The organism is Salinicoccus roseus (assembly GCF_003814515.1).
Classification (GTDB): domain Bacteria; phylum Bacillota; class Bacilli; order Staphylococcales; family Salinicoccaceae; genus Salinicoccus; species Salinicoccus roseus.
Genome location: NZ_RKQJ01000001.1, coordinates 57,458 through 80,539 on the forward strand (window position 1 = coordinate 57,458; position 23,082 = coordinate 80,539).

General features: G+C 50.8%; 23 protein-coding genes, 8 tRNA genes and 1 riboswitch. Of the genes, 20 read left to right on the forward strand and 11 right to left on the reverse strand.

Translation table 11 applies throughout. From position 1 onward, the window contains the following. Positions 1-123: 123 nt before the first annotated feature. Positions 124-1,668: an FAD-dependent oxidoreductase gene (locus tag EDC33_RS00405; RefSeq protein WP_124009840.1), complete on the reverse strand. Its 1,545-nt coding sequence runs from the start codon at positions 1,666-1,668 to the stop codon at positions 124-126. Positions 1,669-1,847: 179 nt separating this feature from the next. Between EDC33_RS00405 and EDC33_RS00410 the strand changes: the two genes are divergently transcribed. From EDC33_RS00410 to EDC33_RS00450, 9 genes are all read left to right on the forward strand, one after another. After that, positions 1,848-1,921: transfer RNA gene (locus tag EDC33_RS00410), tRNA-Met, on the forward strand. 14 nt (positions 1,922-1,935) lie between these two features. Beyond that, positions 1,936-2,011, forward strand: a tRNA-Asp gene (locus EDC33_RS00415). A gap of 27 nt (positions 2,012-2,038) precedes the next feature. Continuing rightward, positions 2,039-2,111, forward strand: a tRNA-Phe gene (locus EDC33_RS00420). Between the two features lie 13 nt (positions 2,112-2,124). Beyond that, positions 2,125-2,197, forward strand: a tRNA-His gene (locus EDC33_RS00425). 12 nt (positions 2,198-2,209) lie between these two features. After that, a tRNA-Gly gene (locus tag EDC33_RS00430) sits at positions 2,210-2,283 on the forward strand. 9 nt (positions 2,284-2,292) lie between these two features. After that, positions 2,293-2,367, forward strand: a tRNA-Asn gene (locus EDC33_RS00435). Position 2,368: 1 nt separating this feature from the next. Continuing rightward, a tRNA-Glu gene (locus EDC33_RS00440) sits at positions 2,369-2,440 on the forward strand. Positions 2,441-2,477: 37 nt separating this feature from the next. Then, positions 2,478-2,565 (forward strand) — tRNA-Ser (locus EDC33_RS00445). A gap of 169 nt (positions 2,566-2,734) precedes the next feature. After that, positions 2,735-3,340 (forward strand): DedA family protein, encoded by a 606-nt coding sequence (locus EDC33_RS00450; protein ID WP_124009841.1) that lies wholly within the window; start codon positions 2,735-2,737, stop codon positions 3,338-3,340. Between the two features lie 197 nt (positions 3,341-3,537). Here EDC33_RS00450 and EDC33_RS00455 read toward each other — a convergent pair whose 3' ends face one another. The 4 genes from EDC33_RS00455 to EDC33_RS00470 form a co-directional block, all read right to left on the reverse strand. Next, on the reverse strand, positions 3,538-3,939 hold the full coding sequence (locus EDC33_RS00455) for an immunoglobulin-like domain-containing protein (protein ID WP_346255831.1): 402 nt from the start codon (positions 3,937-3,939) through the stop codon (positions 3,538-3,540). Between the two features lie 157 nt (positions 3,940-4,096). Then, a complete protein-coding gene (locus EDC33_RS00460) occupies positions 4,097-4,423 on the reverse strand; it encodes a four-helix bundle copper-binding protein (RefSeq protein ID WP_124009843.1) in 327 nt (108 codons plus the stop codon). Positions 4,424-4,501: 78 nt separating this feature from the next. Beyond that, positions 4,502-5,293: a class I SAM-dependent methyltransferase gene (locus EDC33_RS00465; RefSeq protein WP_170156324.1), complete on the reverse strand. Its 792-nt coding sequence runs from the start codon at positions 5,291-5,293 to the stop codon at positions 4,502-4,504. A gap of 57 nt (positions 5,294-5,350) precedes the next feature. Beyond that, positions 5,351-6,073, reverse strand: coding sequence for a DUF5067 domain-containing protein (locus EDC33_RS00470; protein ID WP_124009845.1), 723 nt, complete (start codon positions 6,071-6,073; stop codon positions 5,351-5,353). Positions 6,074-6,276: 203 nt separating this feature from the next. Between EDC33_RS00470 and EDC33_RS00475 the strand changes: the two genes are divergently transcribed. Continuing rightward, a complete protein-coding gene (locus tag EDC33_RS00475) occupies positions 6,277-6,756 on the forward strand; it encodes a hypothetical protein (RefSeq protein WP_170156325.1) in 480 nt (159 codons plus the stop codon). Positions 6,757-6,784: 28 nt separating this feature from the next. Here the strand turns inward: EDC33_RS00475 and EDC33_RS00480 are convergent, their stop codons facing one another. Further along, positions 6,785-7,702, reverse strand: a complete 918-nt coding sequence (locus EDC33_RS00480) for a 1,4-dihydroxy-2-naphthoate polyprenyltransferase (protein WP_124009847.1) — start codon at positions 7,700-7,702, stop codon at positions 6,785-6,787. 120 nt (positions 7,703-7,822) lie between these two features. Between EDC33_RS00480 and EDC33_RS00485 the strand changes: the two genes are divergently transcribed. From EDC33_RS00485 to menE, 5 genes are read left to right on the forward strand one after another with little or no spacing between them, the layout of a single operon-like run. Further along, positions 7,823-9,187: an isochorismate synthase gene (locus tag EDC33_RS00485; RefSeq protein WP_124009848.1), complete on the forward strand. Its 1,365-nt coding sequence runs from the start codon at positions 7,823-7,825 to the stop codon at positions 9,185-9,187. Then, a complete protein-coding gene (menD, locus tag EDC33_RS00490) occupies positions 9,184-10,860 on the forward strand; it encodes a 2-succinyl-5-enolpyruvyl-6-hydroxy-3-cyclohexene-1-carboxylic-acid synthase (protein WP_124009849.1) in 1,677 nt (558 codons plus the stop codon). The genes EDC33_RS00485 and menD overlap by 4 nt, the downstream gene beginning before the upstream one ends. Further along, a complete protein-coding gene (gene menH / locus EDC33_RS00495; RefSeq protein ID WP_040106607.1) occupies positions 10,850-11,635 on the forward strand; it encodes a 2-succinyl-6-hydroxy-2,4-cyclohexadiene-1-carboxylate synthase in 786 nt (261 codons plus the stop codon). Before menD ends, menH begins: the two co-directional genes overlap by 11 nt. A 3-nt stretch (positions 11,636-11,638) precedes the next feature. Beyond that, positions 11,639-12,457, forward strand: a complete 819-nt coding sequence (gene menB, locus EDC33_RS00500; RefSeq protein ID WP_094905347.1) for a 1,4-dihydroxy-2-naphthoyl-CoA synthase — start codon at positions 11,639-11,641, stop codon at positions 12,455-12,457. A 50-nt stretch (positions 12,458-12,507) separates the two neighbouring features. After that, the gene (gene menE / locus EDC33_RS00505; RefSeq protein WP_124009850.1) at positions 12,508-13,911 is read left to right on the forward strand and encodes an o-succinylbenzoate--CoA ligase; all 1,404 of its coding nucleotides are present in this window, start codon (positions 12,508-12,510) and stop codon (positions 13,909-13,911) included. Position 13,912: 1 nt separating this feature from the next. On the opposite strand, the gene yidD is transcribed toward menE, so the two are convergent. Continuing rightward, positions 13,913-14,155: a membrane protein insertion efficiency factor YidD gene (yidD, locus tag EDC33_RS00510; RefSeq protein WP_040106610.1), complete on the reverse strand. Its 243-nt coding sequence runs from the start codon at positions 14,153-14,155 to the stop codon at positions 13,913-13,915. Between the two features lie 76 nt (positions 14,156-14,231). Between yidD and ytkD the strand changes: the two genes are divergently transcribed. Then, positions 14,232-14,693, forward strand: a complete 462-nt coding sequence (ytkD, locus tag EDC33_RS00515; protein ID WP_094905349.1) for an RNA deprotection pyrophosphohydrolase — start codon at positions 14,232-14,234, stop codon at positions 14,691-14,693. A gap of 52 nt (positions 14,694-14,745) precedes the next feature. Here ytkD and pckA read toward each other — a convergent pair whose 3' ends face one another. Beyond that, positions 14,746-16,326 carry a phosphoenolpyruvate carboxykinase (ATP) gene (pckA, locus tag EDC33_RS00520; protein ID WP_124009851.1) on the reverse strand — a complete coding sequence of 527 codons (1,581 nt, stop codon included), beginning with the start codon at positions 16,324-16,326 and terminating at the stop codon, positions 14,746-14,748. 150 nt (positions 16,327-16,476) lie between these two features. Beyond that, a riboswitch (SAM riboswitch) is annotated at positions 16,477-16,582 on the forward strand. A 90-nt stretch (positions 16,583-16,672) separates the two neighbouring features. Between pckA and metK the strand changes: the two genes are divergently transcribed. Next, positions 16,673-17,866 (forward strand): methionine adenosyltransferase, encoded by a 1,194-nt coding sequence (gene metK, locus EDC33_RS00525; protein WP_040106613.1) that lies wholly within the window; start codon positions 16,673-16,675, stop codon positions 17,864-17,866. 49 nt (positions 17,867-17,915) lie between these two features. Here the strand turns inward: metK and EDC33_RS00530 are convergent, their stop codons facing one another. Then, on the reverse strand, positions 17,916-18,107 hold the full coding sequence (locus tag EDC33_RS00530; protein WP_040106614.1) for a hypothetical protein: 192 nt from the start codon (positions 18,105-18,107) through the stop codon (positions 17,916-17,918). A gap of 317 nt (positions 18,108-18,424) precedes the next feature. On the opposite strand from EDC33_RS00530, the gene EDC33_RS00535 reads away from it, so the two are divergent. Together EDC33_RS00535 and EDC33_RS00540 are read left to right on the forward strand one after the other, a co-directional pair. Continuing rightward, on the forward strand, positions 18,425-19,333 hold the full coding sequence (locus tag EDC33_RS00535; RefSeq protein ID WP_040106615.1) for a nuclease-related domain-containing protein: 909 nt from the start codon (positions 18,425-18,427) through the stop codon (positions 19,331-19,333). A gap of 78 nt (positions 19,334-19,411) precedes the next feature. Further along, positions 19,412-20,791 carry an NAD-dependent succinate-semialdehyde dehydrogenase gene (locus EDC33_RS00540; RefSeq protein ID WP_124009852.1) on the forward strand — a complete coding sequence of 460 codons (1,380 nt, stop codon included), beginning with the start codon at positions 19,412-19,414 and terminating at the stop codon, positions 20,789-20,791. A 47-nt stretch (positions 20,792-20,838) separates the two neighbouring features. Here the strand turns inward: EDC33_RS00540 and EDC33_RS00545 are convergent, their stop codons facing one another. Together EDC33_RS00545 and EDC33_RS00550 are read right to left on the reverse strand one after the other, a co-directional pair. Then, positions 20,839-21,198, reverse strand: coding sequence for a fluoride efflux transporter FluC (locus EDC33_RS00545; protein WP_124009853.1), 360 nt, complete (start codon positions 21,196-21,198; stop codon positions 20,839-20,841). After that, entirely contained in the window at positions 21,195-21,557 is a 363-nt protein-coding gene (locus tag EDC33_RS00550; protein WP_094905353.1) for a fluoride efflux transporter FluC, read from the reverse strand. Before EDC33_RS00550 ends, EDC33_RS00545 begins: the two co-directional genes overlap by 4 nt. A gap of 99 nt (positions 21,558-21,656) precedes the next feature. Here EDC33_RS00550 and EDC33_RS00555 point away from each other — a divergent pair, with 99 nt between their 5' ends. Further along, a complete protein-coding gene (locus EDC33_RS00555; protein ID WP_124009854.1) occupies positions 21,657-23,081 on the forward strand; it encodes an FAD/NAD(P)-binding protein in 1,425 nt (474 codons plus the stop codon). Position 23,082 lies beyond the last annotated feature (1 nt).

Below are 23,082 nucleotides of genomic sequence, written 5' to 3' on the forward strand. Positions count from 1 at the left end.
TTCGGGCATAAAATAACACGGATGAATAACGAAGGGTAATCATTATTCATCCGTGTTTTGATAATTTTTTTATTTTTTTATGGTTCCATCAAAATGTAATCGCGTTAAACAGGAACGTTAATGCTATTCGTCATCCGTTTTTTTAATTTCCACATCAAGGTCTTCTGTAGCCGGTCCTTCGATGACATTACCTTTGAAGTTGAAGCGGGAGCCATGGCATGGGCAGTCCCATGTCCTGTCCTCCTGGTTCCAGCTCAGGCTGCATCCCATATGGGTACAGCGGTTGTCCACGACCAGGTACTCATTGCTGTCATCATCGCGGTACAGCCCTTTCTTCATTATGCCATCCTGGACGACTGCCCCTTCACCTGCAGAAAGGTTCGTCTCATTGATGTCCGGATAGTTCTTCAGCATATTCTTCGCTTCGACGCCGAGGCTCTCCAACGGTGTTGTGGCGAACTGCTTGAGCTGGGCGAATGTACCCTTCTTACGGTGTGGGCTGACCATATCATGATACCTGTTCTCATTGCCCGCGATCAGGTCGCTGATGATCATGGAGGAGAGGACGCCGTTGGTCATGCCGTATTTGTTGAATCCGGATGCGACGAACCGGTTGTCATGCTTCTGATCGAAATACCCGATGTAGGGGAGGGAGTCCACCGTCATCTGATCCTGTGCGCGGAAGGCATACAACCGCTCGTGGTTGGTCGTCTTCTGATCGGCGTAGAGCCTGAGTTTCTCCAACTGCCCGGTCATATCCTGTTCGTCATAGGACATATGCCCAAGTCCGCCAAAGAGGACGGTAGGGAGTTCCTTGTCCGGGTTGACAATATTCCTTGTCGTCAGCCCGGGACCATCGAACCCGTTCAATGACAGATCTTCGGATGGCGGGGTGGACGTCGTGACGACGAGGCCATAGGACCGGTTGATCTTGAAACTGTTGAAGTAGAACCCCTGATAATCGAGGAACGGGAAGTGGGTGGCGACGACGAGATGTTCGAAATCGATGCTTATCCCTTCCGATGTCTTCAATGTATTGCCTTCGACACCTTTGCCCATCACATGTTCATATATTTCGACGCCTTTCTCTTCGAGGACTTCCAGTATGCCCTTCAGGAACTTCAACGGATGGAATTCCCCCTGGTTCCTCATGACAAGCTGGGCGACGGTTTCAAAGGGGAGATCGAACTGTTCCTTCAATAGGGAGCCGTCGATATCGAGGTCCTCATAGACCTTGGCCTCTTTTTCCAGTTCTTTGACCGAGCTTTCATTTTCAGCATACATGACCCCGTCGACCCTTCTGAAGTCGCAGTCTATGTTGTGCTTTCTGCTGATCGATTCAATTTCATCTATGGCCGCCATCTGGGATTCATAATAGAGGCGGGCGGTCTCCTTGTCCTGCTGCTTGCTGATCTGGCTGTAGAGCGGACCCTGCTGTGCCATGAGGCGGGCAGTTGTATTCGCTGTCGTACCGGTGAGTACCTTATTGGCCTCAAGTACCATAACTTGGCGGCCCTGCATGGCAAGCTTATATGCATTCATCAGGCCGGTGATTCCGGCACCGACGACAAGCACCTCAGTACTCGTATCGTTTTCCAGCGTAGGGTAAGAGGGCAGGTCGACAGTATCAGTCCAAAAAGAGATGTTGTCATTGTTGAATTCGCTCATCAATTATCCTCCTCAAACATTTTTATATCTTTTACCCTCATTCCATATGAAATACTTATGGACAGCAAATTTTGTCCAAAGTGTAAATTTTACGTAACGAAATTAAAAAAACCGCTTGAAAATATTTCATAAAACGTATAGTATATGTATCAGGCGTTGAAAGCGCACAATAATATTACCGCGGGGTAGAGCAGTCTGGTAGCTCGTCGGGCTCATAACCCGGAGGTCGATGGTTCAAATCCATCCCCCGCAATATTTTTACATACAGGTCCCGTGGTGTAGCGGTTAACATGCCTGCCTGTCACGCAGGAGATCGCGGGTTCGATTCCCGTCGGGACCGCCATTATTTTTTTTTGACTATACATACCAAGGTTCAGTAGCTCAGTCGGTAGAGCATGTGATTGAAGCTCACAGTGTCGGCGGTTCGATTCCGTCCTGAACCATTCTAATAATATGGCGGTTGTGGTGAAGTGGTTAACACACCGGATTGTGGTTCCGGCATTCGTGGGTTCGATCCCCATCAGCCGCCCTTATTGGTTATGCGGGTGTAGTTAAATGGTATAACCCCAGCCTTCCAAGCTGATGTCGTGGGTTCGATTCCCATCACCCGCTCCATTTTATTATTCCACAGTAGCTCAGTGGTAGAGCTATCGGCTGTTAACCGATCGGTCGTAGGTTCGAATCCTACCTGTGGAGCCATGGCCCGTTGGTCAAGTGGTTAAGACACCGCCCTTTCACGGCGGTAACACGGGTTCGAATCCCGTACGGGTCATAACAGAAGTGAGCCTGCTCACTTCTTTTTCAATCATGGACAGTTGGCCGAGCGGCTTAAGGCGCACGCCTGGAACGCGTGTATACGGCAACCCCGTATCGAGGGTTCGAATCCCTCACTGTCCGTACTCACCCCTTGAAACCAGAAGGTTTCGAGGGGCTTTTTTATGATGATTTTAACCATATTATCGATGTCGTTAAACAATTACGGCATAATGAAACTGATTACGGGTAATTAATGGAATGAAGAGAAGTATATTTTATCCGCAATTTTGGTGCGTCTTAGGAGGATAAGATGGAAAGTTTGCTTACCTATATCATTAATAATTTCGGCCGTCTCGGCATCGCCTTTTTGATGGCTTTAGAAAATGTTTTCCCGCCCCTCCCATCAGAAGTGGTGCTGAGTTTCGGTGGTTTCATGACGACCCAGTCGAGTTTGGGGATGACCGGTGTCGTCATTTCAGCGACCATCGGTTCCGTGGGTGGCGCCACTGTCCTGTACTACTTCGGCAAGTTTCAAGCTCAGAAGCGGATGGAAAAGATCGTCGACAAGTGGGGGCATATCCTACCGATAGATAAGGAAGATATCTATAAAACCAATGACTGGTTTAGTAAATTTCAATCAGTGGCTGTGTTCATATGCCGCTTCATTCCTGTGATGCGCAGCATCATATCAATCCCTGCAGGGATGGTACACATGAACATCCTGTTGTTTCTTACATTGACTACAGTAGGTACTTTGATTTGGAATACTGTCCTCGTATACCTCGGTGCTTCTGCCGGTGGCTCGTGGCAGACAATTGTGGGATATATGGATATCTATTCAAAGATCATGTATGGCATTCTCATTGCAGTGGTGATCATCCTCATTTTCCTACTAATAAAGAAAAAGAAACGATGATTTCATCAATGTCATTAACTTAAGTGTCTTGACACTATTTAATAAGCAGACATTCATGTAAATGAACTATAACCCGAATAATGGACAGTTAATAAAAAACGTCCATTGTTCGGGTTTTTCTATGCCTACTCGATGATCTTGTTTATAAGTTTCATTCAATGACGCCGGCTGATTCTGTTTCTTTAAGGAAGCATCTATTAATCCACTACTTCAAATTCTGCTGATAACCAAATTGTTTCGGAGGTGGCTTCGTTGTTGAAGGCTTTGGCGATCCTGTATTTGCCAGGGTCAAAGGTGAATGCGTAGTTGCTCAGCACCAAGGTTTCTTCTCTACTTTCTCCGGGAGCGAGTCTGTATCCGTAGTTGTCGAATGATGAGAAGTCATTGAAATTGGAATCTTCGATTTCAAGCATGTACCATGTGTCTTCGACTACTTTTTCGATATAGAAGAACTCACCGAATGTATAGTAACTGGTTCCAGTATTGGTGATGTTGAGGTTCACTTTGTCTATAGGGAGAGAGTGGGTGGTCTGGGCTAGTGAAAATGTAATGTCTTCCGACTGAGGAAGTTCCTGTCTGGGTGAGGGGTCATCAAGCAGGTCGGGTGATGCAGGATGAAAGAAGGAGGGTTATGAAGGCTATTATGACAAATATGGAATTCTTGCTCATGGTAGGCACCTCCTTAATAGGAGGAAATATAAAAAGACAGGAGACTCATGGTTGGATGAGACTCCTGCCTGATGAAGGGCATTTTGATTATGCAGCATTTCTGCACGCTTCTGCACATTTGAAGCATGCTTCTGCACATTTCTGGCAGTGGTCATGGTCGTGCTTTTCACATTCCTTACCGCATGCTTCACAGATTGTTGCACATACGCCGGCGATTTCTTTTACAAATGGTGAATTCCTTGAAATTGCCTGTTCAAGATAACCGCACATATCCGCACATTCCCTGTCGAGGCGGATGCATTCGGCCATCATCTTGACGTCGTCTTCCTTGAGGCAGGCGTCGAAACAGTGGTTGCATTCTTCCATGCATTCATGCAGCGTTTCGAGCAGCTGTTGATGCTGTTCGTGTGCCATCAATGATCACTCCTAGGAATATTTTTATCTACATCTTTTTTATTCCCAGTCTCGGTCTCATTAAACATGGACTGCATCTTATCGCACAGCCTCATCCTGCACATCGATATACCCATAATGGAAGAGACTGGTCTTCCGCTTCACCTGCGTGAATCCAAGTTCACTGAATTTCGGGCTCTTCCAATGGTCCTTCATGACCACACGCCTTCTGGCGACGCGCCGGGCTTCGATGATGGTTTCCACATTGAGTCCGGACTGTTCGGTCTGATGGTGGATGGTGCGGATGGCGTTCGAGTTGTCGATGGCTTCACTGAACATGGGATCGAAGTAGATGATGTCATATGAATCATCGGGCTCTGATGCGAGGAATGCATGGTGTTCTGCGTTCATGGTGACAATACGGCGCATGGCTTCATTGATTTCCTGGTTCGAGGCAGGGAAGGACTGCAGTCCTTCTGCTGAAAGCAGGTGGAGCAGGGGGTCGGCTTCAAGGGCTGTGACCTGGCCTTCAGCTCCAGTGGCGAGACTGGCGATGATGCTGTCTGAGGCAAGGCCCATGGTGCAGTCGAGCACATGCATCCCGGGGGCGATTCCTGCAGTTTGAATCAAGGGGTCGGTCTCTCCACTCAGCATCCTTTTGGCGCGTACCATCGCCATGTTCGGATGGAATGTGAGCGGTTCCTCCTGGGAGAGGGGGTGGATGGCGATGCCGTTCCTGCTGACGACGATGATGTCTTCCTGGTAACTTTCCTTCAATTTGGTGATGGACCGCTTCGCCCGTTCGATATAGGGGGAATCATATGCTTCCGAGAGTGTCCGGGCATGGTCTATGGTCCGCTGATCGGTTCTTCCGCCTGTTGTGACTATCATGATATGCTCCTTAAATGAAATGACCCTGAACATTTTGTCAGGGTCATGATGGTGATATTATTCTTCAGAATCTTCCTCTGTTTCCTCTTCACTCGTCTCCTCTTCGGAGGATTCGGTGCTTTCGAGTTCAATCGTGTGGTCGAGTGGTTCGATCTCCTCTTCGGCCATCGGATTGTCGCGGCTCTGGAGGACGGTCTCAAGTTCAGGGTCGACCGGTCCATATGCGAGGACTGCAGTTGCCGTTTCACCTGGCTCGATCATTTCGGATGCGGCAGCTGCTTCCTCACTTTTTTCGTAGTCTTCAGGGAGATCCATCGTCAAGTTTTCGAGTGTGGTTTCCCCACCCTCCATGATCTGTCTGACGGCAAGGTCAAGACCGAACGCCTCCTGCGGTGCAGTGGCTACATCGGAGTTGTTCGTGAATTCGAATTCGATGGTGACGACTTCAGTCGGCTGAGGTTCTTCTGCCCCTTCCTCAGTCTCCTCCTCAGTCGTCTCCTCTTCGGATTCTTCCGGCTCGATTGTATACTGGCTGAATTCCGTCACCGTGTAGTCCCCGTATTCACCGGAATGGGTGACTTCGCCGTCTTCGGAGGAACCGCTGTCGGATTCTTCTGTCGACTCTTCTTCAGCCGTTGCGTCTTCACTTGTGTTTTCGGAATCCTCCTGGGCAGTTTCTTCTTCCGATGTTTCCTCTTCAGAACCGCCATCTCCACCACATGCTCCCAGAACAAGTACTGTTGACAGGCCGCCGGCGAGCAGATATTTTTTTAATGTCATGTGAAATTTCCCCCTATAAATATAAAGATACATGTCAATTATAGTGTAATTTTGAAAATAATCAATATTATTTCTATTCTCGAAATAATTTTTACGTATTTCTATTTTTATTGAAATTAATGTTGAACTCATATAAAATGAAGAAAACACTATGGGAAATACGGGGAAAACATATGATAGCCTATAATCATGTAAATGAATACTTGAATAATATAGAATTACCACGAAGTATAGAAGAGGTTCTCTCGGTCGAGCATGAACTTGACGGCAAGGAGCTCGAGTTCCTTCAAGTGGCGAAGCGCTTTCTTAAAGAAAACATCGATTTCGAGAGCTACCGTTTCAAGCAGGTCCACTGCATCGGGACATGCAAGATCAATCTCACGCGTACGGCGCTCTATTTCCTGCTGGATGACGAGATCATCAGTGTACATAAGTCCATCCTTAAGGATTTCAACGAGGAGGCGGACTGGACGATCACCCAATTCCGGCTGGATGAAATCAAGAACATGGACTTCGACAATGATGAATCAGGGGCCTCAAGGTATGAAACAGGGGTACTCTTCATGAAGATCCTGAACGAAAGGGGTGCTGTACGCAACCGTACACTGCGCCATCTGAATACGAATCATTTCCAGTGCTTCCGTGATTTCTATACAAATATGCAGCAGAATAGAATGGTTTAAAAAAGCTCTGGCGGTTTCGCCAGAGCTTTTATATTCCCGTAATCCCGTACAGCAGCAGGCCGATGGTCAGCAGCAGGCCGAACATGGTGTTCAGCTTACCCATGGATGCCATGGCCGGAATGAGCTCCTGGGGTGTACTGCCTTTCCACATCAGCTTGACTGTGCGTATGAAGATCGGCAGGGAGAGGAATGTCAGGATCATGAAGATGGAGCCGTAGGGTTTGAAGAAGGCGACCCATCCGATGAAGATGTATGAGAACAGGAGCAGCGCCGCAGTGGTGATGACGGCAATCGGTTTTCCGACCAGGATGACGAATGTCTTCCTGCCGCTTTCCTTGTCCTTTTTCCGGTCCCTTATATTATTCGCCATGTTCAGCAGGCCGATCGTTATGGCGATGGGTACCGACATCAGAAGCGGAAAGTAGTGCAGGATGCCCGTGTGGATGTAGAATGTGATCATGATGATTACGGTGCCCATGAAGAAGCCGGCGAAAATTTCACCGAATGGCGTCCATGAGATGGGGAAGGGCCCCCCTGTATAGAGGTATCCGACAGCCATTGAGATGATGCCGGCGACGAGCACCCATAAGGAGCTGTTCAATGTGATGTAGATGCCGATGAGCGCAGCAAAGATATAGAAGGTGACGGCGATATTGAGCACAGCCCGGGGCGACATGCCGTTCCGTACGATGGCGCCTGCAATCCCGACGGACTCCCGGCTGTCGAGCCCCTTCTTATAGTCGAAGTATTCGTTGAACATGTTTGTTGCGGACTGGATCAGCAGGGTGGCGATCAGCATCGCAAAAAACATATCCCATCTGATCGATGAGAACAGCAGTACACTTGCTGTGCCGACGAGCACCGGTACAAAGCCCGCAGTCAGGGTATGCGGCCGGGTGAGGCTTATATATTTTTTGATGCCTGTGTGTGTATCTGTTCCTTGCATGGCGATCTTCCTTTTCAAATGATGATGATAACAATTTTAGCACATTTGATTATATATCATACACAGGTAAATGAATAAATGATAAAATAGTATTAATTATGCGGAAAGAAGTGTGTAGTAATGAATTTGGAAGCATATCAAAACGTTCTGGATGATGTCAGGCTGGATTCGGACAGAGCCTACCTCAGTCTGCAGCTGCCCATTGATGGATATGATATAGATGAACAGAAGATATTTTCATATTTTCAGAAGGCGCAGGGGTCAAGGTACTGGTTCCGTTCCAAAGATGACAGGTATAATACCGTCGGTATCGAATACCTGGAAAGCATCAAAAGGGACAAGTACTCCTCCAAGGCGCTGGCCACCCAGAAATCCACATTGTATGACAAAATCCAGAAAGTACCGCTGGAAGAGGGGATGAAATCCTCCCTCAACCTGTTTGGAGGCACACGCTTCGATGACAAGGACACTTCTGACGAATGGAATGACTTCACCATGGTGGAATTCCATCTTCCGAAGTGGCAGTTCGACCTGGTCAATAAGGAGCTGTTCTATTCGGTTCCGCTCGCAGATGTGGACATGTCCACCATCCTTGGGACCATAACGGGCGAGCTTGAGAACATTTCAGCAGTTGAAGCCAAAGAATTTGAAGCACCCCAGATCAATATGGAGAAGGACATCTTTCCAGAGGAGTGGAAGTCCCTTGTCGATCATGCAGTAAGTGTATTGGATGACACGGAGTTCAGGAAAGTGGTGCTGGCAAGACAGCGGCTCCTGACATTCAAATCAACGATCGACCCGCTTTTCCTATTGAAGAGATTGAATGATGAGACCGGCACTTATACGATCTATTACGAAAAAGGGAAGTCCCTTTTCGTATCGAAGTCGCCTGAAAAGCTCTTCGATGTCCAGGGGGACACTTTGAGGACGAATGCGATAGCAGGGTCTTCCGAACGTACAGGGGACGTGGAGAAGGATGAAATGCAGAAGTCATTCCTTCTGAATGATGAAAAGAACCGGTATGAACATGAACTTGTCAGGGAGTCCATCGTCAGCGACCTCGAACCCTTCACGGACTGGGTGGAGTTCGGGCCGGAGCCCAACATACTGGAAAACAGATATATCTATCATCTTCATACGCCGATCAAAGCCGAGCTTTCAGATGATTCGGGCATATTCGAACTGCTGGATGCCATCCATCCGACGCCGGCTGTGGGCGGTATGCCGAAGGAACGGGCACAACAGTACATCATGGAGGAGGAGTACGGCACAAGAGGACTCTATGCCGCACCGATCGGCCTCATCCATGAAGACAATGAGAGTGAGTTCGTCGTGGCCATAAGATCCATGCTGCTGCACGCAAACAGTGCCACACTGTTTGCGGGATGCGGCATCGTCAAAGGGTCTTCCAGCGAGAAGGAATTTGAAGAGACGCGTGTCAAATTCACACCGATGCTTAATGTACTGGGGGTAGAGAACAGATGAATCCATCAGATCATCAGGAAGCATTGACGTACCAGGTATTTACGCTCATGGATCTGCTGCAGTCCTACGGGGTGCAGGAGATCGTCATCAGCCCGGGCTCGCGTTCTACGCCGCTCGCCCTGGCAGCAGAGCTTCACCCGGACATCCACACACATATCCACCCGGATGAAAGGAGTGCGGGCTTCTTTGCTTTGGGGCTGGCCAAGCTGGAACATACTCCTGTAGGGCTCATATGCACTTCCGGTACGGCTGCGGCAAACTATCTGCCGGCAATCGCTGAAGCGGATCTCAGCCATATTCCACTCGTCGCACTGACTGCAGACCGGCCACACGAGCTCCGGGATGTGGGGGCGCCCCAGGCGATCAACCAACAGAACATGTACCGCAATTATGTACGGTATTATACTGAGCTTCCGATTGCGGATGTACATGAATCGCATCCGAATCTGCTCGAAACGAAAGTCATGCAGTGTGTGCAGTATCTCAAGGGGGCGGAAATGGGCCCGGTGCACATCAACGTGCCGATCAGGGAGCCGCTCATGCCCGACATGACACGCACGGACTACTTCTTCAGGTCCGAGAAAGGGATGCAGCAGTACAGTATTGTGCCGGATGGGGACATCCACCTTGAAGGCCACGGCATCGTCCTGATCGGGGAGACGGTCGAATCGCTCGATTGCATCACGCCGATCCTCGACCGGGAAAATCTGACTGTGATTGCAGACCCCCGCCAGCATATCCGCCGGGATATGACCGGGGTCATCACACATCAGGATCTGATCTTCAACAGCATGGATGCGGACCAGTTCGACCGTCTTGAGCGTGAAGCCGACTTCATCGTGCGCATCGGCGAGCCACTCACTTCAAAGGCGACCAATAAGTTTCTGGCGCGGACGGGGATACCGCAATATGTGATCAGCGAGCACCAGGCACTGAAGACTTTCCCTGTGGCTCCAAAGGAAGCATATGTGGGCACCATCAGTGCCATCATGAAGTCGATCAGATTCACTTCCGCTGGCCGCGGCCCCAAGGAATGGCTGACGGCGCTTGATGGAAGGATCAGCAGGAGGATCGAAAAATATATCTCAGACTATGATGATGAAGGCCGCTTCATGTATGAGATCATGAGGCATACACCGGCACAGCGTGCACTATTCCTCTCCAACAGCATGCCGATCAGGGACGGGGAACGCTATGATCTGGAGAATACACAGCGTATATATGCCAACCGGGGTGCAAACGGTATAGACGGCGTGGTCTCCACGGCGCTCGGCATGGCGGTGAAGACGCCGCTCACCCTCGTCATCGGGGACATTGCACTCTACCATGATATGAACGGCCTGATCATGTCGAAGCTTGAAGACATCGACATCAACATCATCGTCTTCAACAACAATGGCGGCGGAATATTCAGCTTCCTGCCCCAGAACGACAACCAGGAGCACTTCGAGCGGCTTTTCGGGACACCGCTGGACCTCGACTTCAAACATGCTGCAGCACTTTACAACTTCAACTACATGCATACGGATAAGGTCGAAGACATCACAGACGGTCTCATGAACCGCAAGGGACGCAACATCATAGAAATAAAGACGGACAGGGTGGCAAATGCCGCATCCCACCAGGATCTGCGCAGACAGATTGAAGATGTGGTGAAATCCGTTGAAATTTAACCACCGGTTCGCAGATGACGGCAAGAGCCGGACGCTTCTGCTGCTCCACGGCTTCCTGTCGGATATGACGAGCATGGACAGGGTGGCGGGAGAGCTGTCGCCCCACTACAATATCCTTGCGGTCGACCTTCCGGGCTTCGGGGGGACACCAAGCGCCGGCATCGACTACGGCATGGAGGACATTGCAGAGGGTCTCCGCGAGCTCCTCGCATCTTTGGACCTCGATCAGGTGGATGTACTCGGCTATTCGATGGGGGGCAGGGCAGCCCTCTCCTTCATTGCGAACCATCCCGAATGCGTCGGACGCGCCGTGCTGGAGAGCACTTCCCCGGGCATCGCTTCGGAGAATGAGCGGGAGAAGCGGCGGAGTGTGGATGCTGCCAGGGCAGCGCACATCAATGAAGACTTCAAAGGATTCATTGCCGGCTGGGAGGACATGGGATTGTTCAGCAGCCAGCAGGCACTGTCTGAAAAGGTGCGGGAGCAGCAGCGGCTAAACCGCCTTTCCCAGCAGCCGGAAGAAGCTGCGGACAGCCTGGTGAAGTACGGCACGGGCGTCCAGCCTTCCTATTGGGAGGCACTCCGGCGCATCGACTGTCCCGTCCTGCTGCTGGCAGGAAAACGGGATGAAAAGTTCGTAGGAATCAACTCCAGGATGTCGGAACTGCTCCCGGATGCCCGTCTTGAAATCATCGATGGGGCGGGGCACAACATTCATATGGAAGCACCACAAAAATTTGTTACAATAGTGTTAGATTTTCTATTAGGAGGATAAAGCATGTCAAGAAAATGGGAAACAATCAAAGAATATAGAGAGATCAAGTATGAGTTCTACAACGGCATCGCCAAAGTGACGATCAACCGTCCGGAAGTACGGAATGCATTCACCCCGCTTACGGTCACTGAAATGATCGATGCCTTCACACGTGCGCGCGACGACCAGAATGTCGGGGTCATCGTCCTGGCTGGTGAAGGGGATATGGCGTTCTGCTCCGGCGGCGACCAGAAGGTGCGCGGCCATGGCGGCTATGTCGGTGAAGATGAGGTTCCTAGACTGAACGTACTGGATCTTCAGCGCCTCATCCGCGTCATCCCGAAACCTGTCGTAGCCATGGTATCCGGCTATGCAATCGGCGGCGGCCACGTCCTGCATGTCGTATGCGACCTGACGATCGCTGCAGATAATGCACGCTTCGGCCAGACCGGCCCTAAAGTCGGCTCCTTCGATGCCGGTTATGGCGCAGGCTATCTGGCACGTATCGTGGGCCACAAGAAGGCGCGCGAAATCTGGTACCTGTGCAGACAGTATAATGCGGATGAAGCACTCGAAATGGGTCTCGTGAATACGGTAGTCCCACTCGACGAGCTTGAAGACGAGACGGTCCAATGGTGTGAAGAGATGATGCAGCATTCACCTACAGCGCTGCGCATGCTGAAGGCGGGCATGAACGCAGACACGGATGGTCTTGCAGGCCTGCAGCAGATGGCAGGGGATGCAACACTGCTCTACTACACTACAGACGAAGCGAAAGAAGGCAGGGAAGCGTTCAAGGAAAAGAGGAAGCCTGACTTCGGACAGTTCCCAAGATTCCCATAAGCATTTATCAGCCCATCATCTGATGGGCTTTTTTAAAGGTGGAAGAGACTATGTACAATTGGTTGGAATCCCGGGCCCGGGAGATGCCTGAAAAACCGGCAGTCATATTCGAAGGCAAGGCGGTCACCTTCTTTGAGCTGCACGAAACGGCAGTTGAAATGAAGGGGCGCCTCATGGCGCTGGACCGGAGGCGCATAGCATTCTTCATCGGCAATACGCTGGATGCAGTATATGCAATCCATGGAGCCATGCTGGCCGGCATCGAAATTGTGATGATCAATACCCGTCTGACCGGGCGGGAGATCGCAGCCCAGCTGGATGGCATCGATGTGGATACGGTCGTGGCCACCGAGCCTGTCGTACTGGAAGGGTACAGGGTGTACACATGGGAGGATATCCGGAACATGGCGCCCGTTTCCGGCAGAAGCGGGGCATCATCCGGCAGTGGTATCCTGTCGATCATGTTCACATCCGGCACGACGGGCCGGGCGAAGGCCGTCACCCAGAGCTATGACAACCACTATGCTTCAGCGCTCGGCTGTGAGGACCGCTTCGGCTACACGGAGGACAGCATGTGGATGAACATCAATCCCATCTACCACATTTCAGGGTTCTCCGTGCTGCTGCGTTCGGTCATACGGGGCTGCACCATGGTGCTCATCGAAAAGTTTGAAGAGGAGAAGATCTGGCGGACCATTTCTGAATATGGTGTGACCCACACCAGCATGGTGCCGATCATGCTGAAGCGGCTGATGGACCATGAGATTCCGGACCACCGTCTGGAGGGCGTCCTCCTCGGCGGAGCCGGCGTCACGAGCGATATACTGCGCCGTGCACTTTCCATGGGACTGCCGGTCTACAACTCCTTCGGCATGACCGAAACTTGCTCCCAGATCGTCTCCATCGCCCCGGACGACCCGAAGATCCTCGACGGTACAGTAGGGAAGCCGCTCGGCAACATCGACATCAAGATCGATGACAGCAGTGATGGTGAACTGCTCGTGCGTGGCGGCCCCGTTACAGGGGGATACCTGAATGCCGGAATGGAAGTGTCTGACGGGTATTTCAGGACCGGCGACATGGGCCGGATCGATGAGGCGGGCTACCTCTATATATTGGACAGGCGTAAGGATCTGATCATCAGCGGTGGCGAGAATGTCTATCCGAAAGAGATAGAGGATGCCATCAACACCCATCCCGGCGTAGCGAATGCCGCAGCCGTCAAACGGAAGGACCCCGAGTGGGGGGAGGTTCCGATACTGCTTGTGGAACCCGTTGAAGGGTCGGTACTGAAGACTGCCGACCTGTTTGCCCATCTCGGCGAGAGGCTTGCCAGATACAAGCTGCCGAAGGAGATCCATCATGTCGACCGTATCATCATGACGTCGACGGGCAAAGTATCGAGGGCGCAGAACCAGCACGCCTATAATACGAAAAGGAGCAGCAACCATTAGGTCACTGCTCCTTTTTCTCATAGTTCTTCGGATTCAGCGGGACGGGGTCATATCCCCCCGGATGGAAGGGGTGGCACTTGAGGATGCGCTTGACGGCCATGAAGCTGCCCTTCAACGCCCCGTGTTCCTGCACGGCTTCAATCCCGTAGTTGGAGCATGTCGGGTAGAAGCGGCAGCTCGGCGGAAACATGGGGGAGATGGCCTTCTGGTAGAACCGCATCATATATAAAACCACTGTTTTCATTATTTATCACCCTATAGCATTTATAAGCATAATGATATAGGGTACACTGGATTTAAGCAAATTTGGAGATGATGCGATGCTTGAATTTAAAGACCAGAGCGGCCGAAAAGTGACGCTCGAATTCGAATATACAAACGACATGGATCATATCCTTGCCATCTGCATGATGGACGGCAAATATCTCTTCACCGACCACAAGGTGCGGGGCATAGAATTCCCGGGTGGAAAGATAGAGTCCGGGGAGAGTGCTGAGGAAGCGGTGCATAGGGAAGTCTTCGAAGAGACGGGCGCAAGCATCGGAAATATGCAGTTCATCGGAGTCTATACCGTCCATGATGAAGTCAGGCCTTTTGTTAAAGGGGTCTATCTTGCTGAAGTGGCGGACATGTTCTTCAAATGCGAATATATGGAGACATATGGGCCGGCCCTGTACAAGGCGGTCGAAGACATACCCGAGGAGCGCCGGAGCTTCCTCCTCGATGATCCATGCATCGACTATCTGTATCAGAAGAGTCGGAATGAAGACCAATTCAAATAAGGTAGCCGGACATCAGTGTACTGATGTCCGGCTACCTTGAAATTTTATTCCGTTATAGGATGAATCCGCCCTTTTTGGCGATGTCTTCGGATTCGGTACCGAACTTCTTGAAGTTTTCGATGAATGCTTCCTTGAGCTTAAGGGCCTTCTCATCGTAAGCTTCCTCAGACACCCATGTATTGCGTGGGTTCAGTATTTCCTTCGGCACACCGGCAACTGAAGTCGGGATGCTGAGGCCGAATGCGGTGTCCTCCTCGAATGCATTGAGGGCGAGTTCTCCACTGATGGCACGTCTTACCATGGACCGTGTGTACTTGAGGTCCATGCGTTTGCCGACACCGTATTCGCCGCCGCTCCAGCCGGTGTTGACGAGGTATACATTCACATTATGCTTGTCGATCAGGCCGCCGAGCATATCTGCATATGTCTTGGCATGCAGCGGCAGGAATGGTGAACCGAAGCATGTCGAGAATACAGGCTGTGGTGTCGTGATGCCGCGTTCCGTACCGGCAAGCTTTGAAGTGAAGCCGCTCAGGAAGTGGTACATCGCCTGCTCCCTGGTCAGCTTGGAGATTGGCGGCAGCACACCGAATGCATCTGCCGTCAGGAAGATGATCGTATTCGGATGTCCGGCGACGGATGGGATGCGTGCATTATCGATATGGTCGAGCGGGTAGGCGGCACGTGTGTTTTCCGTCAGGGAGCCATCATCATAGTCCGGCTTTCCCTCATCGTCGAGAGCGACGTTCTCCAGAACGGAGCCGAACTTGATCGCTTTGAAGATTTCAGGCTCCTTCTCGGGGGAGAGGTTGATCGTCTTCGCGTAGCAGCCGCCTTCGATGTTGAATACACCGTCTTCATTCCAGCCATGCTCATCATCGCCGATGAGTTCGCGCTGTGCATCGGCAGACAATGTCGTCTTGCCCGTGCCGGAGAGGCCGAAGAACAGGGCAACGTCCTTGTTTTCCCCTACGTTGGCGGAGCAGTGCATGCTCATTACACCCTGTTCTGGCAGCAGGTAGTTCATGATGGAGAAGATGGACTTCTTCATTTCTCCTGCATACTCCGTACCGCCGATCAGGATGATGCCCTTCTCGAGGGATACGATGACGAATGCTTCCGACTTCGTGCCGTCGGTTTCCGGGTCGGCCTTGAAGGTCGGTGCAGAAACGATCGTGAACTGCGCATCCATGCCGAGGGCTTCTTCCTTCGTTTCCGGACGGATGAACATCGTGCGTGCGAACATGCTGTGCCAGCTGAACTCGGTCACCACGCTGAGGTTGAGGCGCGTCTTCTCGTCAGCACCGGCATAGCCGTTGAAGACGAAGACTTCCTCCTTCTGTCCAAGGTAGTCGATGACCTTCGTGAACAGGTTGTCGAAGACTTCTTCGGAAATGGGCTGGTTGACCTCACCCCAGTCTACCTTGTCCTTTGAGGTGCCATCTTCGACGATGAAGCGGTCCTTCGGGCTGCGTCCGGTATATTTTCCGGTTTCAGCACGGAGCGCACCCGTCTCCGTCAATCTGCCTTCTCCCCTTTTCAAAGACTTTTCAACAAGCTGAGCAGTGGAAAGCTGGACATGCGAAGTATCCTTAGCCACCAGATTTTGAATGCTTTCGGAATGGTTTACCATAATTATTGCCCCCGTTTTATGTAGTATACAAAGTAATTGGTACTTTCACGAATTAGTATAACACATTGATAATTAATGTGACATAATAATTGTAAAATAATATTACCTTGATTTGAAACCCATCATCTAGTATATTATATGTTAAGTTATCTCTTATCAAGAGCCGGTGGAGGGAACATACCCGACGAAACCCAGCAACCTCTTTTCAACAAAGAAAGGTGCTAAAGGATGCAGAAGTTATTCTGATCGATAAGGGGAAGAGCGGAGCCTTTTCTCGTATTATTGGGAAAAGGCTTTATTTTTTGCTACTGGGAGATAGCTAATAATCATAAAGGAGATTTAATTAATGGCAGAGCGTAGACTTTTCACTTCCGAATCTGTAACGGAAGGTCATCCGGATAAGATCGCAGATCAGATATCCGATGCAATACTGGACGAAATACTGAAGGGGGATCCGCACGCACGGGTCGCCTGTGAAACTGTAGTGAATACCGGCATGGCATTGATCGTTGGAGAAATAAGCACAAACACCTATGTGGACATCCCGAAGATAGTGCGGGAGACGGTGAAGGATATCGGTTATGTCCTTGCCAAATACGGCTACGACTATAAGACGATGTCGGTCCTGACGGGCATAGATGAGCAGTCCTCGGATATCGCCCAGGGGGTGAACAACGCAGTTGAGACGCGGGAGACCGAGGCGGTCTCCACCGGAGCAGGGGACCAGGGTCTGATGTTCGGCTTTGCGTGTGATGAGACTGAAGAGCTGATGCCTCTGCCGATCGCCCTTGCCCACAAGCTTTCAAGGCGCCTCACTGAAGCGCGCAAGGAGAATATCATCGACTACCTGAGGCCGGACGGCAAGACGCAGGTCACCGTCGAATATGACGAGAATGACGAGGTCAAGCGGGTGGATACGATCGTCATCTCGACGCAGCACCATGAAGAGGTGGAGAAGGAGACGATCCAGCGTGATCTGATCGAGCACGTCATCCGTGAGGTCGTTCCGGCTGAACTGCTTGATGAAGAAACGAAATATATCATCAATCCGACAGGGCGCTTCGTCATCGGCGGCCCGCAGGGCGACGCCGGACTGACTGGAAGGAAGATCATCGTGGATACCTACGGCGGCTACGCACGCCACGGCGGGGGAGCCTTCAGCGGCAAGGACCCGACCAAGGTCGACCGCTCTGCAGCCTATGCAGCACGGTACATCGCCAAGAACATCGTGGCTGCAGGCATTGCTTCGAAATGCGAAATCCAGCTGGCATATGCAATCGGGGTCAGCGAACCCGTTTCAATATCCGTGGATACATTCGGCACCTCCTCCTACAGCGAGGCGGACATCGTCACGGTCATCAGAAGGCTCTTCAACCTTTCACCGGACGGCATCATAGACATGCTCGACCTGCGCCGTCCGATATACAGGAATACTGCAAGCTACGGCCACTTCGGCCGCGAAGATCATGATTTCCCGTGGGAAAAGCTGGATAAGGCAGCGCAGCTGAAAGAGGAACTCTCGACGATTAAGGTGAACTAGATACAACAAAGGCTCCGGAATATTCCGGAGCCTTTTTATGCATGATCTGCTACTCTGTATCCTGTTCTGTCGTGACTTCATCTTCCATCGTGGTTTCTTCCATCGTTTCTTCTTCCATTGTTGTTTCTTCAGTGGTGGTTTCTTCTTCCATCGTGTCCTCTTCGGCAGAGTCACCGCCGCATGCGCCCAGTACGAGAACTGAAGCAAATCCGCCGGCCATTAGATACTTTCTGAGTTCCATGATAAACCCTCCTGATTTCTAATAGTCTGCATGTTGGATTGCCTGCCAGTTTCTCTCTCTGCCCGGCAAGTTAATATATACTTACCCGGGGTGTGGATGGTAAAACCTATCAGGAGACAATATGCACTGAATTTCGAGTGCCGGGAGGCCTGGGAATTATAATGCATATTGTAGATTCACACGGATATGATAGATGGCAAATAGATTTTCATTAAAATATTTGTTTTTGACCGTAAACATATATTATTTTGGTATAATGAACAAAGTCTTAGGCAAGACGACAAAATTATAATATGGAAGGGAATTGAGAAGGAGCTATGAATACGGAAATTTTCACTGACCCAATCGTCATTGCGCTGGCGGTACTGCTGCTTGCCATTGCCATCGCTTTCCTGGTCTATTACCTCAAGCATAGAAACAGGGTCAACGCGCTCAAAGAGGAGTATGGCAAGGAAAAGGAAAGCCTCGTAGAGAAGTATGAATCCGACAATGAAGAGCAGCGTCTCGAGTATAGGAAGGAAGTATCTTCGCTGAACGAAAAGTACCATAATGATACGACCCTGCTCAACAACAAGCTCTCCAGCCTGCGTCAGTTCACGGTGGACAAGGGGGAGTACCTGACCGACCTCTCGCTGATCCAATTGAAAGATCGTCTTGTACGTGATGAGAAGATCAGGGAAACGGACATGTATATACTGTCCAACGTCTATCTGCCATCAAGGAACTATACAAATACACGCAAGATCGACCATCTAGTGCTTACACGCACCGGCATCTATCTGATCGATTCCAAGTATTGGAAGGGTCATATACTGCACGGCGTGGATGAAAGCAACTTCGAGCAGCTGCCATATATCGAGTCGTTCTTCGACCTTCTGGATCTCGACAAGTCGAAGGAGCAGACGCTGATCTTCGAAAAGTCGGATGATAAGAATGTATCGGTCAACTACTATAATGACACCATAGAAGAGACGAAGATTTCGGCCGAGAAGCTGAAGAACGTCTTCAAGCTCGAATATGATGTCGTGCCGATGCTGTACTTCAATCCGCAGGACAACGGAAACTACTCCATCAGCAACTACTCCAATGATCCATCCATAAAAGTCCTTGTCGGTGAGGAGGAGCTCGAGAACTTCTTCCTGAAGTATGTCTTCCATGGAAGGTTCCAGTACACCGTCAAAGATCTGGATGAGATTGCAGAGGCGATCTTCCAACTGAATCCGTAATCGTATTCTTTGTCTTGAATATGAAAAAGCCCTATAATTTTTTTATAGGGTTTTTATTTATTCCAAGGAGGCGTAGCAATGTCTGAAGAAATAATCGTGATGAACCCGGCTACCGGGGAAGAGGTTGATCGGGTCAAGAAGGAAAGCAGGGAAGACATCGAAAGGAAGATCGACAAAGCGCACGAGATGTTCAAGCAGTACAGGAAGAAGAATGCGCATGACCGCAGTGCACTGCTGGTCAGGTGGGCTGAACTCATCAGGGAGAATAAAGACGAAATCGCAGAATTGATCACAAAGGAGAACGGCAAGCCGCTCAAGGAAGCTGCAGGAGAAGTGGAGTATGCATGCAGCTATATCGACTACTATGCCGAAGAGGGGAAAAGGGTGTATGGCCGGACGATTCCACAGCACGAAGATGATGTCCGCCTGGTCGTCACCAAACAGCCGATCGGCGTGGTTGCAGCCATTACGCCATGGAACTTCCCCGTCGCTATGATGGCCAGGAAAGCCGCGCCGGCGGTGGCGGCAGGATGTACATTCATCGTCAAGCCCGCCAGTGAAACGCCGCTGTCCGCCATCAGATTCCTCGACCTTGCACTGGAGGCGGGCTTCGAGGAAGGGGTCATCCAGTATGTGACGGCATCCGGCAAGGACGTCGGAGAGGTATTCTCCCACTCGGAAAAAATTATGAAGCTGACATTCACAGGCTCGACCGCCGTCGGCAAGACACTGATGGAGGGCGCGGCATCCACAGTGAAGAACATCACGATGGAACTCGGCGGCCACGCCCCGCTTGTAGTCAACAAGGATGCAGACCTCGATATGGCTGTTGAGCACGCGGTGGCCACGAAGTTCAGGAATTCCGGGCAGACATGTGTCTGTGCCAACAGGTTCTATGTGCATGAAGATGTCGCAGAAGCATTCAGCCAGAAGTTTGCGGACCGTGTGAAGACGCTCAAGGTCGGCAATGGACTCGACGAAGGTGTTGAAGTGGGGCCGATGATCAATGAGGATGGTTACGATAAGGTCATGAGGCACATCAGTGATGCGAAGGATAAAGGCGGTCAGGTCACAGCCGGCGGCGAAGGCAGCAAGGATGCCGGATACTTCATCGAACCGACGGTCATTACAGGCGCTACGGACGATATGCTCATCATGAACGAGGAAACGTTCGGGCCTGTCGCGCCGATCCAGACATTCGCGACCCTCGATGAGGCAATAGAGAAGGCTAATGATACCGAATACGGCCTCGCGGCATACTTCTTCACTGAGAGCTACCGTGATGGCATCAGGTTGCAGGAAGGCCTTGATTTCGGTGTGCTCGGATGGAATAACGGGAAGCCGAGCGCAGCACACATTCCGTTCGGCGGCCTGAAGGAAAGCGGCATCGGCCGTGAAGGCGGACCGGAAGGCATCGAGCCGTATCTTGAAACAAAAATCACTTCAATGAAGATATAGAACATAATAAAGCCTGTATCATCGGATACAGGCTTTTTTTGATGGGATCAGAGGGAGACTCCGACCAGCAGTCCCAGTGCGAGGGCGACAAGGCAGAAAAACATCATCATGAAAGTGTATTTGATGAGCTTCCTGAATGCCTTCGCTTCGAACAGTCTGAGCTGGTCGAGGGTAAAGGCGGAGTAGGTGGTCAGCCCGCCCAGGAATCCGAATATGACCATGAAGTAGAGCAGACTGCCCTGTATGATGAGGGGCATGCTGAGCCCCATCAGAAATGCTCCGACGACATTGACGGTGAAAGTCCCATAAGGCAGGCTGAAGCGTTCGAATATCTTCAAAGAGACGATATAGGCCCTCACTGCAACACCAAGCGCGGCACCCAAGGCAAGGAGTATGATACCGATCATCTGGAGCCACCTGCCTTCCAGCCCAACAGGGCAAGACTGAATCCGCCGACGATATTTATGGTAAGGTAGGTGAGGAAGATGTAGTATTCTCCATAGGAGAGCAGCAGGTACTGCTCATAGGTCAGCATTGAGAATGTTGTGAAGCTGCCCAAAAGCCCGGTGATGAGGAAGTCGCGTAGATGCCCCTCCCTGGCATGGTACTTTCTGAGCACGACCCCGGCAATGAATGCCCCGAGCATGTTCACGATCAGCGTGCCCATGAAGAATGGACTGGCGGCAGCCATCGCAGCATAGGATATGGAGAATCTCAGCAGTGCCCCGATCATGGCGCCCAGTGATATGTATAGATACTTCTTCAATATGTGTCCTCCTTCGGAAATGGTTGGAGTATAATGCAAAAATCAAAAGATGTCTTTATAATATTAACATAAGAAAAGTTGGGAAGAGAGTGTGGACTGATGGAGAAAAGGCAGAATATAGCAATCATCGGCGGCGGAGTCTCATCCGTCTCCATATTGAATCATATGGTACATAACCCGGAGTTCGGTGAAGAACTCAGGATCGATATATATGATACGGAAAGGATGATGGGCAGGGGACCGGCCTATCAGGCAGACAGCAGGCATCTGCTGATCAATGTACCCACGGAGGAGATGTCACTCGGGAATGGCCACCCTTCCTACAGGGAATGGCTCGAATCCAATTCGCATGAACCCGTCACCTATACCAGCAGGCATCTGTTCGGGGAATACATGCGGGAACTGATGACATCGGTCGCAAAAGCGCATGACAATGTCCATCTGCATCATACCCTGGCGGATGACATCCAGTATGATTCGGAAAACGGCCGTTTCACCCTCCATTCGGGGGACGAAGTGAAAATCTACGACCAGCTGTTTTTGACGATCGGCCAGCTGAACTATTTGGACCCATACCAGTTGAAAGCCTCTGAAGGCTACATCTATGATCCCTATCCCCTGGATGAAGGTCTGTCCGATGTCGACGATGACAGGATTGGAATCGTCGGCTCGGGACTGTCGGCCATAGACTGCATCCGCTACCTGCTGATCGAGAGGGGAGTGCCGGAAGTCCATGCCTTTTCAAGAAGCGGTGACATGCCTTCCGTGAGGGGGACGCCGACTGATGTTGAGCTCTCGCATTTCACTTATGAAAAGCTCGAATCATTGAAGGTGAATGATGAAATCAGCCTGGAGTCCATCAAGGAGCTCTTCAGGAAGGAACTCGCGCATCAGGGTGTTGATGAAGCCCTGCTCGACCGGCGTACCGGGAATACACTCGCCGACCTTCGCTTCGATGTCAGCCATCTCGATGAAATCGGCCGCCTGCAGTATGTGATCATCAGCGTGAACCCCATATTCAGTGATGTCTACCAATATCTCTCCCGTTCCGACAAGGTTGAATTTCTGGACAAATATCATCCTCTAATAGAAGAAAACCATTCGCCGATGCCTCTCGAGGTTGCTGAAGACCTCATCAAATGGGCGGAGGCGGGGCAGCTCCATATTGTGGACGGAACCCGCAGCATAGAGAAGGAGGATGAATTCATTGTTTCAACAGATGAGGAGGAACAGTACTTCATCCGTACACTCATCAATGCGACGGGTCCGGAGAAGGACGTCAGGCAGGACGACACCGGCATCATCGGTGCACTCCTCAACCATCAGATTATTGCACCAAGTGAATTCGGCGGCATATTGGTCGATCAGAAGCGGCATGTCATCAGTCCCAAGACCGGGACGATTGAAAACATGTTCGTCCTCGGATCTTTGACGACCGGTGCCGATTACCTGTCCAATTCAGTACAGCTGCTGAACAGGAATGCACAAAAGATTGTGGGTCAGTTCTACAATCAGCTGAAATGAA

Excerpts from the sequence above, each read along its gene's own strand:
- EDC33_RS00530 (WP_040106614.1), bottom strand. The coding sequence starts at position 18,107 with ATGGAACTCAGAAAGTATCTAATGGCCGGCGGATTTGCTTCAGTTCTC.
- EDC33_RS00470 (WP_124009845.1), bottom strand. The coding sequence starts at position 6,073 with ATGACATTAAAAAAATATCTGCTCGCCGGCGGCCTGTCAACAGTACTT.
- EDC33_RS00535 (WP_040106615.1), top strand. The coding sequence starts at position 18,425 with ATGAATACGGAAATTTTCACTGACCCAATCGTCATTGCGCTGGCGGTA.
- EDC33_RS00480 (WP_124009847.1), bottom strand. The coding sequence starts at position 7,702 with ATGCAAGGAACAGATACACACACAGGCATCAAAAAATATATAAGCCTC.
- menE (WP_124009850.1), top strand. The coding sequence starts at position 12,508 with ATGTACAATTGGTTGGAATCCCGGGCCCGGGAGATGCCTGAAAAACCG.
- menB (WP_094905347.1), top strand. The coding sequence starts at position 11,639 with ATGTCAAGAAAATGGGAAACAATCAAAGAATATAGAGAGATCAAGTAT.
- EDC33_RS00555 (WP_124009854.1), top strand. The coding sequence starts at position 21,657 with ATGGAGAAAAGGCAGAATATAGCAATCATCGGCGGCGGAGTCTCATCC.
- EDC33_RS00545 (WP_124009853.1), bottom strand. The coding sequence starts at position 21,198 with ATGATCGGTATCATACTCCTTGCCTTGGGTGCCGCGCTTGGTGTTGCA.
- pckA (WP_124009851.1), bottom strand. The coding sequence starts at position 16,326 with ATGGTAAACCATTCCGAAAGCATTCAAAATCTGGTGGCTAAGGATACT.
- EDC33_RS00405 (WP_124009840.1), bottom strand. The coding sequence starts at position 1,668 with ATGAGCGAATTCAACAATGACAACATCTCTTTTTGGACTGATACTGTC.
- EDC33_RS00460 (WP_124009843.1), bottom strand. The coding sequence starts at position 4,423 with ATGGCACACGAACAGCATCAACAGCTGCTCGAAACGCTGCATGAATGC.
- EDC33_RS00465 (WP_170156324.1), bottom strand. The coding sequence starts at position 5,293 with ATGATAGTCACAACAGGCGGAAGAACCGATCAGCGGACCATAGACCAT.
- ytkD (WP_094905349.1), top strand. The coding sequence starts at position 14,232 with ATGCTTGAATTTAAAGACCAGAGCGGCCGAAAAGTGACGCTCGAATTC.
- EDC33_RS00485 (WP_124009848.1), top strand. The coding sequence starts at position 7,823 with ATGAATTTGGAAGCATATCAAAACGTTCTGGATGATGTCAGGCTGGAT.
- metK (WP_040106613.1), top strand. The coding sequence starts at position 16,673 with ATGGCAGAGCGTAGACTTTTCACTTCCGAATCTGTAACGGAAGGTCAT.
- EDC33_RS00540 (WP_124009852.1), top strand. The coding sequence starts at position 19,412 with ATGTCTGAAGAAATAATCGTGATGAACCCGGCTACCGGGGAAGAGGTT.
- menD (WP_124009849.1), top strand. The coding sequence starts at position 9,184 with ATGAATCCATCAGATCATCAGGAAGCATTGACGTACCAGGTATTTACG.
- EDC33_RS00450 (WP_124009841.1), top strand. The coding sequence starts at position 2,735 with ATGGAAAGTTTGCTTACCTATATCATTAATAATTTCGGCCGTCTCGGC.
- yidD (WP_040106610.1), bottom strand. The coding sequence starts at position 14,155 with ATGAAAACAGTGGTTTTATATATGATGCGGTTCTACCAGAAGGCCATC.